Here is a 10,178-nt window from a genome sequence, read left to right as displayed (position 1 = left end):
CCTCCTAAGCGGTAGGCCGTAGGTCCGATTCCTACCTGGGGCACATCGGGTCGCTGACCAGGCCAGGACCGTACTAACAGGTCCGAGCCTGGTCAAGCTCAGCGTCTCGGCACGTACTAACATGCCTCTCTATGGTTGATCTTGAGGGGGATGTTCCGGCGCTCTGGCAGCTCCTGCTGACCGGCTGGGACCAGGCGCTGGAAGCCAAGGGGCGCGCGGCGAAGACCCGCCGCCTCTACGCCGATGCGGGCGCAAGCTTCGTGAATTGGCTCACGCCCCTGCCCGGGGCGCCACCCGGCCACGTGCTCCCCACGACCTCGGCCGAGCGCCGCGCCGCGCGGCGCCGCTCGGCCGCGGCGGGGGAGACCGCCGAGGTCCTCTACCGGCCCGACGAGCCCGAACAGATCACCCGCGCGCACATCGAGCGCTTCCTGATCACGTTCGCCACCGAGCCCACCGAGCGCCGCCCGAACGGCCGTAGTGACGCCTATCTGAACCAGACCTACCGGGCGCTTCAACAGTTCTTCGAGTATCTGATCGACGAGGACGAAATCGAGGCTTCGCCGATGGCACGGATGGAGCAGCCGAAGATCGGGCAGCGGCTGGTGCCCACGCTCGAGCTCGACCAGCTCGCCGCCCTCGTCGCCACCTGCAAAAGCAAGGCGTTCGCCGACCGACGTGATGACGCGCTTATCCGGGTCTTCGCCGACACCGGGGGGCGGCGCTCCGAAATCGCAGGGCTCACACTGGAATCCGTCGACCTCACCCGCCGCCGCCTGCGTGTGATCGGCAAGGGTGACAAAGAGCGGGTGGTGGCGATCGGAAACAGGACCAGCCTGTCGATCAACCGGTATCTGCGTAGCCGCGCCACGCACAAGTACGCGAGCGAGGCGACACTGTGGCTCGGGGATCGCGACCGGCCGCCGATGACCGCCGACGGGGTCTACCAGGTGGTGGTCCGCCGCGGTCGCACCGCCGGCGTGGCCATTCACCCGCACGTGTTCCGGCACACGCTGGCCCATGACTGGCTCATGGCCGGGGGAGACCTGCAGGCCCTGGCCGATCACATGGGCTGGGAGGACCTGGAGATGGCCCGGGTCTACGCCCGGATCTGGAGCGCGCGTCGGGCCCAAGCTCAGCACGAGCGCCTGGCCCTCGGTGACCGCATCTGAGATTCGGATGCAGGGACCTGTCGCAGGATGCGAGTATCGAACGTATGTTTGATCAAATGATGGACGTGTCACGCCTCGACGAGGTCGGCCGGGTCGTACCATGCATCGCATGACCGTCTCAGCGCATGACGTGGCAACTGTCCTGCGCGCTCGGCTTCCCGGCGTGGGGGTCAAGAAGCTGCACAAGCTGCTCTACTACTGCCAGGGCCATCACCTCGCCACGTTCGGTCGGCCGCTGTTCAGTGAGCCGATCTCGGCCTGGGACATGGGCCCGGTCGTGGGTGAGCTCTGGCGCGTCGAGAAGTACGGCGACGAGCCGCCCCAGCACGTCGACGTCGACGAGGCGGGTCTGAACACCATCGGCTACGTGTTGAGTCGGTACGGCACTCTCACCGGGTGGGACCTGGAGGTACTCAGCCACGGGGAGCCGCCGTGGCAGGTGGCCAACCAGCAGCGGCGCCCTCGTGAGTCCGCCCCGATCTCGCTGGACTTGATGCGGGAGTACTTCACCACCGCTGGCGCGCCGACGGACGACGACGACGAGCCTGTGCTCGATTCCTCGGCGGTGGCCCGGTGGCTACAGGGGGCGGCGGAACGGCGGCGTGCACCGGAGCACGTCGATGATCTCGAGGCGCTGCGCGCCCGACTGGAGCAGAGTGCCTGACTCGACCCGTCGGCCTTGGACGCTCGTCAACTTCGTTGAGCGACTCGATCTGTGGATCGACGTCGAGGCGCCGTCCGACGAGCTGCGCCGCCTTGTCACGTCCTGGATCTTCACTCGTACGGACGACCCCTATCAGGGGGTCCGCCGCGAGGCTGGGTTCCCGAACCTGTGGTTCGGTGCCATCCCACGCTCGGCGCGCGGCGAGCAGGTGGTTTGCTGTTCCTACTGGATCGAGGATGGCGCTCACCGCGTCGTGTGTGACAGCTTCGGCACTTTGAACCGCCCGGTCTGACCTGGGCTTCTGGCAGGTTCCGCGGCGAGGCGGCACCCCTGCACCGCCTCGCCGTGCCCGGTTACCGCGCCGGGTCGCGCCCGACGATCCGGCCCGCGACGGGCGCCAGGACGGCGCGCAGCGCGCTCACGGTACGGCTCGGTAGCGCGCCGTCACGAACGAGTAGCACCAGATCCCCGTCTCGTTCGACCACCGCAGCGGTGGCCGCACATCGTCCTGTCACATCGACCTGCATTCCCAAAAACCCCCGTCCCTGGGCGGAGTGACATCCCGTGATGCCACTCTCAGTAATCAGATAGGGACGTTAGTCCTGGGTGGCCGACTCCCTACGTCTCGTACGAGATGCATGTCTGCGCGTTGTCAAGCGCATGACGTTGCGTATGCAACTGCATGTGCCTGAGCGTGAATGTGACAAATATTCGTCACGTGTGACACGAGAGTGGAACGTGTGACGAGATCCCGTCACACCGGTGTGCCTAGAGATCACCCACGTGACGACACGTCGCCCGGACGGGATCGTCATCTCGACAGCGACGGGTTCCAGGCGACATGGGGGCATGACGATGGACAAGAGCGGCCGCAGGGCGTGCACGGCGCGCGCCGCGCTCTCGCCACCGCGTGGTGCCGCCTGGCGGCCCGCCGCTCGCTGCGCTCCGGGCGAGCTCGACGACCGGGTCGAGCTCGCCATCTGGGACGGCGGGGTACTGCTGCGCGCCGGCGCCCGGGAGATCCACTTGCCCTGGCCGGCCTGGGACCAGCTGCACGATGCACTGCGTGCGGGGCGCGCACCACAGGCGGTGGTGGAACGCGCCGAGGCCGAGGGTGTGCTGCTCGCCGTGGACGGCACGGCCCTACCGCTCAGCTCGCGGCAGTGGGCCCTGTTCGGCGACGCCGTGCGGGCCGGCCGGTACGCGAACACCTGACCACCATCTGGGCGCGAGGCCGTTACCCATGCCCGCCCGTACCGGCATCCCCGCCTCGCCCCCCTCGGGGTGGGGGTGCCGGTTCCTTTCCCCTGATCAGGAGAGATCACCGTATGACGAATCTGCTCGCCGCGGCCCTGGGACCAATCGGCCCCATCGATCATGCGCTCGTGGACATCCTGCACGCCGGCACCACCCTGGGCCTGCGGATGGACCAGAAGCCCGGCATCGCCGCGACGTGCGCGGGATACGAGGCCGACGCCGCGCTGCTGGCGCAGCGTGCCACCGAGCTGTGGACGCAGATCACCGCCGCGGCCGACCGGGACCCTTCCGACGCGGGGCTCGAGCGGCTGCTCGTCGAGCGCCGCGACGTGCTGCTGCGGCTGGACGGGCGCTACCTGGCGGCCCGCGCCACCGCCTACCGGGACCTGGAGCCGCGGCAGCGCGCCGCGCTGGTGGAGTTGCGCCAGGCGTCCCGGGCACGGACGCTCGCGGCTCTCACCGGCTGATCACCAGACCACCCGTTCGTCCGTGCCGCCTCACACCCTCGGGGGCGGGGAGCTCCGGGCGGGCGGGTGCACGACAGGGCGGGCTGACGGGCCTGCTCTTCGGGCGTGCCCTGCCGTTCCCGGTGGCCCCGGGACGGCGGGCACGCCCGACCCGATTCCGCCATGAATCGCCATGAATGGAGTGCCATGACCGCCGTACTCGACAGGACCGCAACGCTCGACACGGTGTGGCTGGAGATCACCGAGCGCTGCCAGCTTGGCTGCCCCCACTGCTATGCCTCGTCGGGGCCTACGGGTGGGCACGGCACGATGACCGCCACCGACTGGTGCGCCGTCATCGACCAGGCGGCCGACCTCGGCGTGCGCCTGGTGCAGATCATCGGCGGTGAGCCGACGTTGCACCCAGCCCTGCCCGACCTGGTCGACCACGCGCTCGACTTGAGCCTCACGGTGGAGATCTACTCGAATCTGGTGCGGGTCCCGGACCGGCTGTGGGTCACTCTGCTACGCCCCGGGGTGCGGCTGGCCACCAGCTACTACAGCGCTGATCCGGCCGAACACGAGCGGATCACCGGGCGGAAGGGCTCCCACGCGCTCACCCGGGAGACCATCGCCGTGGCACTACGCCGCGGCGTGCCGCTGCGGGTGGGTCTCATTGACACCGGATGGGGGCACGTGGAGGGGGCGCGCGCCGACCTGCAATCGCTGGGGGTCCCGGCTGCTTCGATCACGGTTGACCGGATGCGCCGGATCGGCCGTGGCGCCCGGGGCGCGGCCTTCGACCCCGACGAGTTGTGTGGGCGGTGCGGCGACGGCCGGGCCGCGATCCTGCCCGACGGCACTCTTGCCCCATGCGTCATGGGCCGGGCGCTGGCCGGCGGCAACGTCCGCATCACACCGTTGAGTGACCTGCTGGCCGGGCCGCAGTGGGCGGCGGCCCTGGGCTCCGTGCCTCGAGCCCACCACGGTAACGGCTGCTCGCCAAGCGACGGCAACGACTGCTCGCCCGCGTCCGAACGCGCGTGCACCCCGGACTTCGAGGACGCAGGGGTCTGATGGACGACTGGCAGGGACACGCCCGCGCCCTGGCTGATCAGATCACCCACCCGGGGTCGCGGTGGTATCCGGTCGTCGCCGCGACCCCACGGCACCTGTTCGTGCCCGCGTGGTGGGAGCGGGACGGGTCCGTCTGGACGCTGCGCCGTGGCCCGGCCGCAGCGGCCTACGCCGACCGGTCGTTGGTGACCCGCGTCGGCGAGGCGCACGCTGACCAGGCCGACCAGAACGACCGGCCCGCGGGCCGGCCAACATCCTCGTCAACGTTGCCGTCGCTGTGTCTGACCATGTACCGGCACGCCCAGATCGCGGATGGCCAGGACGTGCTCGACGTCGGAACCGGCTCCGGCTACGGGACAGGGCTGCTCGCCCGACGCTACGGCGACCGGCGGATCACGAGCATCGATGTCGATCAGTACCTCGTCGCGGTGGCCGCACGCCGGCTCGACGAGATGGGGCTATGGCCATCCATGCTCGCGGTCGACGCCACCGGGCCACTGCCCGGCACCTTCGACCGGATCATCTCCACCGTGAGCGTGCCCAGCATCCCGCGGAGCTGGCTCCGCGCGTTGCGCCCGGGTGGCCGGCTCGTCACCACGATCGCTGGCACCTGGATGATCCTGGTTGTCACGCGCACCCCTGACGGTGTGGTCGGGCAGGTGGCACGGGACTGGGCCGGGTTCATGCCCGTCCGCAGCGGCCTCGACTACCCCGTCGTCCTGGCCTTCGACGAGATCGCCGGCCGCGACGGCGAGACGGTAGGCCCTGGCCGGTATCCGGTGCTTGACGTGGCCGACGCCTGGGATCTGGCCACCGCCTTCCACCTCGCCGCGCCCGGTGTCGCGCACGACTACCGCCGCGGGCCCGACGGGCAGCACACCGCGCTCATGGCCCACCCGGACGGCTCATGGGCCCGGGCAACCGCAGTCAGCACCGACACCCCGACCGTGCACCAAGGCGGCCCGCGCCGCCTGTGGGATGCGCTCGACCGGGTCCGCGACGACTGGCTACGCCTGGGCATGTCCCCGTGGCTCGGCGCCCAGGCGATCGTCCGCGACGACGGCAGCATCCGGCTGATCCGCGGCACCTGGCGGGCAACCATCCCCGCGACAACCGGAGCGTGACATGGACATCGATCCGGACACAGCCGCGATCATCAACGCCATCGTCGCCGGCGTGGCCGAGGCCACAACCGCCGAGGCGAACGGACCCGAACCTGACGGCGGCCCACACCACTACGGCTAGATCAGCGCAGGCCGCGGTGCCGGCAGCGCCGCGCGATGCACGGCCACCTGCTCACCGAGATCACGCACCGCCGGCAGGGTTCCCCACCGGACGTTGAGCTCTCGCCAGGTCGTGTCGGCCGACGTGATCGCGGACCGGCCTGGCCGGCCTTCCACCAGGCGGAGCGCCCGTCCGGTGGCATCTGCGGCCTGTTCCGGATCCGGGGTGCGGCGACGTAGGTATGAGCGGGCAAGCATGTTGTAGGTACCGGCCGCGTGGTACGGCTTGTCATGACCGGCTAGTAGCCGAAGCGATTGACGGGCGTAACCTTCGGCGGCCTCGCCCTGGCCCAACTCTGCGAGCACGATCCCGAACCATGCGTGGCCTGATTCTGGATCGAACAGGGTCGGACCTGGTTGAAGCGGCCCGGTCCATACACCGGCCTCCATGGCCGCCAGCGCCTCATTTGCCCGGTCAGGCTGCTGAAGCTGTGCAGCAGCTCTCGCCTCGATCGCGGCCAGGAACGGTCGGACGTACGGGTCGACGGCAGGGTCCCGTCGGGCCTGACCTGTGATCTGCGCGCAGGCCGCTGTAGGCACCAGCCCGGACCGCAGCTCGGCGGCGGCGCCGAGCAACATCGGGTCGCCGGTCTCCTGCGCATGGTGGGCGCACAGAGTGCCATAGGCGACGGCTGCGCCGTCGTCGCCTGTGCCGTGGGCGAGCGCGCCCAGGTAGTAGGCGTACATACCGGCGTAGCCGGCGAGTTCATCGCGAACGCTTCGGGACAGCCGCCTGTCGAGCAGGGCCTCCACACCGAGGTGCTCATGCTCGATGGCCGCGCGAAGCTGAGCGCGCGGTGCAGAAATGTACGCCTCGGCGACTTGCTGGATCCGCTGGCCAATCTGGGCCCGGTCGAGCTCGGTCGGATCGGATGTGGAGATCCTCTGCGCGAGGGACTGGACGGTGACGGCAGCGGTCAGGCCGCCGCCTACGAGGATCTCTCGGCGGTCCGTGGTGTCCTCCTCAGCCGATGGGGCATGCACAGTCCAGGGTGCGGGAGGCCCACCCATCGCGTCTACCGCACCTGGTGACGGCTCCGCGAGGATGTCGGCCCGTTGACGGAGTAGAGCGGCCCGATCGGTTGCCGCACGCTGGACGAGATCATCCGTATGGCCGAGCACCTTGCCGGCCGCCATGGCGAAATCGGCGTCCGGCGTCCGATGGCCGTTCTCAATCTTGCTGATCACCGCGTGTCCACCGGCGTAGCCCAACCGCTGCGCAAGCTCGGACTGCGTCAGTCTCGCCTGTTGCCGAAGGTCTTTCAGCAGCTGGCCGAACGAGTTCACGGGCGCTCCTGGGATGTGACGGCGAACGGTCACGTGTGACCGCGAGGGCTCACACGTGGGTGACGAGAGGTCACCCACTACCAAATCGGGTCATCTCGTAGTCGGATCGGCACCGTGAGCAGGGAGAGGCTAACTGGTACCGAGCGTCATGTCTCGCCATGTCGCGGGTTATGTAGGTACCGCTCAATGATCAATAGCAGTGCTTCGGGGGCGCCAGGAAGATCACGAACTCGCTGCCAGGCTGCGTACCAGCGCGTCTCTAGATCGTCGCCATCGTCGCGGACCAACACGCCCCGCTCGGTGATGACGGGCCGAGGGTGGTCTGCGGGAATCGGGCTGCCGCCGAGCACCACCAGGCGGACCGAGTCCTCCTGCCACTCCATCGCCGCCTCGATACCGGCGATCGTCGAGTCGGTGAGCGTGCGGCTCTCGGCACGCTCGATGCGACCCATCGTGGCGATGCTGATCCCGGCTCGATCCGCGAACGCCTGCTGGCTCAGTCGCTTGCGCTTGCGGTACCCGCGGATGATCTGTGCCAGCCGGTCCGCCTGGTCATCGGTGAGGTCCATCGCGTCCATTCACTCATGCCATCTCATGGCCTCTCGCGTCGCCCATGGTCGCGCATTGACCCCCGGTCGCGGGGCAGCCCCGCCATCCTGTGATCCGTTTTGCATCGCTTGAGTTGACATGAGAGCGCATGCACTTGCAAGCTATTGCTCATGCGTACGTTGGCGATCAAGGTCAGCGGCGACGTTATCCGCCGAGCACGGATCGATCGCCGCCTCACTCAGACAGAGCTTGCTCAGGAGGCGGGTGTTGATCAGGGCTGGTTGTCCAAGATCGAACGCGGAAAGGTCACGACGATCTCGCCCGCCTTCCTCCGCAAGATCGAGGCGGTACTCGGCCGCATCGAGGTCACCCCCGAACTCGCTTCCGCGACAACGTCGGCCGAGTCCTCATGACCGCCCGCCGTCTGCCGGACCCGACGACGCGTCGCCTGGTGGCGCAGATCGGTGGTAACGCCCGGGTGCGCCAGGCGGTGTCGCCGCAGGAGATGACAGCGCCGGCGCGCGCCGCGTTCCTGGCGCGGTTCGAGCGGGAGGTGGATCCGGACGGCACGTTGCCGCCGGATGAGCGCGTGACCAAGGCGCGGGCCGCGCTCCGGGAGCAGATGGCCCGGGTGTCGCTGGCGCGGGTTCAGTCCTCGACGCGGCGCCGCGCCGAGGCGGCTGGCGGTGCGGGTGAGGTCAACCGTCCGGCATCTGCTCGGCCGGTGGCGTCACCGGCGCCGCGTGGCGCGCCGCCGAGGTCATGGGCGCAGTTCCTGGAAGACCGCCAGGCGCCCACGAGCGACGACTGATTGCTGCGCCGTCCGCCGCCTACGGGGGGAAGGCGGCGGACGGCTCCCTATCAATCCCTCTTGCCGAGAAGGAGTTGTGGTGACGGTACAGGACACCGACGTGGCCCAGGTGGGCCCGCTGGGTGCGCAGGTAGGTAGGCGAATTCGGGTCATTCGCCGACAGCAGGGTCTGAGCCTGCAGGGGGTGGAGACGCGGTCTGACGGTCAGGTGAAGGCGGTGGTGATCGGCTCCTACGAGCGTGGCGATCGAGGGATGACGACCGCAGCGATCGAGCGGGTCGCCGAGGCGCTGCGGGTGACGCCCGAAGTGTTGATGTTCGGAGGGCGGGAGACCGCGCCGGCTGGGGTGCGGTTGTCCTTCGACCTGGCGGCCGTGCGGGCGGCGCCGGCCCCGGGAGCGGACCCGCTGCGCCGGTGGCTGATGTGGGTCGCGGCGATTCGCGGCGACCGCGGCGGCCGGGTCCTGACGGTCCGCGGGGACGATCTGCGTGTCCTGGCGATCCTGCACGACACCACGCCGGCGGTGCTGATCGCGACGTTCACCGGCTGGGGTGTGCTGCTGCCGTCCGTCGACGAGGACGACGGCGAGGCGCAGCAGTGAGCCGCCATCTCACCGACGTCCGGGCCGGCGCGCTGTACGACGCGTTGATCTGGGCACAGGACCGGGCCACGGCGGCCGGGGTCGAAGGGTTCCGCCCGCAGCTGCTCGCGGACCGTCTGTCGGTCGATCGTGACGAGGTCACGCGCTGGCTGTACGCCCTCGCGGCCATCGGCTTCGTCGACCGGGTACGGCGTGCCGGCCCGGCTGTGTACCGGGTTCGGTTTCGCCATCCTCCGACCCGTCAGGCTGCGGCGTGATCAGGCCGTTGGAGCGGGTGCCTGCCCGCGAGATGTGGGCCGCGATCTGGGCCGCGCAGGCCGCGGCGCTCGATCAGCGGACCACCGTCGAGGCGGTCGCCGATCGGCTTGACACCCCGGCGGGCAAGGTAGACCGGGCGCTGCTGGCGTTGCGCCTGGCGGCCATGGCTGCCCGTGGCCTGCTGGACCTCACACCGGACCGCCGGTGGGTCGTGACGGCCCGGGGCAAGGACGCCGCTGCGGCTACGGCGACCCGCCAGCTCGGCGACGTCGAGGTGTGGCAGGTCGTCGCGGCCTGCCACACCGGCGCCCGGATCGACACGGCCGCGGTCGCGACCCGGCTGGGCGTGGCCGCGATGCGGGTCGATCTGTGGTGCCGGGCGCAGGAGGCGACGGGCGGCCGCTGCCAGCCGGTGGACGGCCGCTGGCAGGTCACCCCGGCTGGCCGGGCGGCACTCGCGGCGCTGGACCTGAGCGCATGACCGGCCTGGACCACCGCGTCCGATGACGCAGGACGCCCTGCCGCTGCCCGAACTCACCGCGCTGGAAGCCGAGGCCCGCCGGGCCCTGCGGCTTCGCCGGGAGTCGGTGTGGCGGCAGGGTGCTACCGCCCATCCCCGTACGTGCACGTGCGGGGCGCTGCTGCTGTGGGCGCTGACCGCGTCCGATCCGCCCGGGTGGATGCCGCTCGCTGCGGCTGCGGACCCGGACGGGCCGGTGGTGGTCAGGCGCGATGGCGCCGCACCAATCGCTCACATCCGCCCGCCCGCGGGG

At 70.2% G+C, this 10,178-nt stretch carries 15 protein-coding genes; 13 read left to right on the top strand and 2 right to left on the bottom strand.

Annotated features, from left to right (window positions below):
• Nucleotides 1-131: 131 nt before the first annotated feature.
• From MXD61_RS04855 to MXD61_RS04825, 7 genes are all read left to right on the top strand, one after another.
• The gene (locus tag MXD61_RS04855) at nt 132-1,172 is read left to right on the top strand and encodes a tyrosine-type recombinase/integrase (protein ID WP_248811656.1); all 1,041 of its coding nucleotides are present in this window, start codon (nt 132-134) and stop codon (nt 1,170-1,172) included.
• A gap of 109 nt (nt 1,173-1,281) precedes the next feature.
• Complete coding sequence (locus tag MXD61_RS04850) at nt 1,282-1,836, top strand: Panacea domain-containing protein (RefSeq protein ID WP_248811655.1); 555 nt, start codon at nt 1,282-1,284, stop codon at nt 1,834-1,836.
• Nucleotides 1,829-2,128, top strand: coding sequence for a hypothetical protein (locus tag MXD61_RS04845; protein ID WP_248811654.1), 300 nt, complete (start codon nt 1,829-1,831; stop codon nt 2,126-2,128). Before MXD61_RS04850 ends, MXD61_RS04845 begins: the two co-directional genes overlap by 8 nt.
• Before the next feature lie 557 nt (nt 2,129-2,685).
• Nucleotides 2,686-3,051 (top strand): hypothetical protein, encoded by a 366-nt coding sequence (locus tag MXD61_RS04840; RefSeq protein WP_248811653.1) that lies wholly within the window; start codon nt 2,686-2,688, stop codon nt 3,049-3,051.
• Between the two features lie 113 nt (nt 3,052-3,164).
• Nucleotides 3,165-3,560 carry a hypothetical protein gene (locus MXD61_RS04835; RefSeq protein ID WP_248811652.1) on the top strand — a complete coding sequence of 132 codons (396 nt, stop codon included), beginning with the start codon at nt 3,165-3,167 and terminating at the stop codon, nt 3,558-3,560.
• A 186-nt stretch (nt 3,561-3,746) separates the two neighbouring features.
• Complete coding sequence (locus MXD61_RS04830) at nt 3,747-4,616, top strand: radical SAM/SPASM domain-containing protein (RefSeq protein WP_248811651.1); 870 nt, start codon at nt 3,747-3,749, stop codon at nt 4,614-4,616.
• Nucleotides 4,616-5,740: a methyltransferase domain-containing protein gene (locus MXD61_RS04825; RefSeq protein WP_248811650.1), complete on the top strand. Its 1,125-nt coding sequence runs from the start codon at nt 4,616-4,618 to the stop codon at nt 5,738-5,740. Before MXD61_RS04830 ends, MXD61_RS04825 begins: the two co-directional genes overlap by 1 nt.
• 117 nt (nt 5,741-5,857) lie before the next feature.
• On the opposite strand, the gene MXD61_RS04820 is transcribed toward MXD61_RS04825, so the two are convergent.
• Both MXD61_RS04820 and MXD61_RS04815 read right to left on the bottom strand, forming a co-directional pair.
• Nucleotides 5,858-7,186 (bottom strand): helix-turn-helix transcriptional regulator, encoded by a 1,329-nt coding sequence (locus tag MXD61_RS04820; RefSeq protein WP_248811649.1) that lies wholly within the window; start codon nt 7,184-7,186, stop codon nt 5,858-5,860.
• Between the two features lie 146 nt (nt 7,187-7,332).
• Entirely contained in the window at nt 7,333-7,764 is a 432-nt protein-coding gene (locus MXD61_RS04815) for a helix-turn-helix transcriptional regulator (RefSeq protein ID WP_248811648.1), read from the bottom strand.
• 141 nt (nt 7,765-7,905) lie between these two features.
• Here MXD61_RS04815 and MXD61_RS04810 point away from each other — a divergent pair, with 141 nt between their 5' ends.
• The 6 genes from MXD61_RS04810 to MXD61_RS04785 form a co-directional block, all read left to right on the top strand.
• Nucleotides 7,906-8,148 (top strand): helix-turn-helix transcriptional regulator, encoded by a 243-nt coding sequence (locus tag MXD61_RS04810; RefSeq protein WP_248811647.1) that lies wholly within the window; start codon nt 7,906-7,908, stop codon nt 8,146-8,148.
• Entirely contained in the window at nt 8,145-8,546 is a 402-nt protein-coding gene (locus MXD61_RS04805) for a hypothetical protein (protein WP_248811646.1), read from the top strand. Before MXD61_RS04810 ends, MXD61_RS04805 begins: the two co-directional genes overlap by 4 nt.
• Nucleotides 8,547-8,799: 253 nt before the next feature.
• A complete protein-coding gene (locus MXD61_RS04800; RefSeq protein WP_248811645.1) occupies nt 8,800-9,147 on the top strand; it encodes a hypothetical protein in 348 nt (115 codons plus the stop codon).
• The gene (locus MXD61_RS04795; protein ID WP_248811644.1) at nt 9,144-9,404 is read left to right on the top strand and encodes a hypothetical protein; all 261 of its coding nucleotides are present in this window, start codon (nt 9,144-9,146) and stop codon (nt 9,402-9,404) included. The genes MXD61_RS04800 and MXD61_RS04795 overlap by 4 nt, the downstream gene beginning before the upstream one ends.
• The gene (locus MXD61_RS04790; RefSeq protein WP_248811643.1) at nt 9,401-9,886 is read left to right on the top strand and encodes a hypothetical protein; all 486 of its coding nucleotides are present in this window, start codon (nt 9,401-9,403) and stop codon (nt 9,884-9,886) included. Before MXD61_RS04795 ends, MXD61_RS04790 begins: the two co-directional genes overlap by 4 nt.
• 22 nt (nt 9,887-9,908) lie before the next feature.
• The coding region (locus tag MXD61_RS04785; protein ID WP_248811642.1) for a hypothetical protein at nt 9,909-10,178 on the top strand (270 nt) is incomplete at its 3' end.

Origin of the sequence: Frankia sp. AgPm24 (genome assembly GCF_023243055.1) — a bacterium.
GTDB classification, from domain to species: Bacteria; Actinomycetota; Actinomycetes; order Frankiales; family Frankiaceae; genus Frankia; species Frankia umida.
Note: the sequence above shows the minus strand (reverse complement) of the source record. Positions and strands in the feature narration are given on the sequence as shown.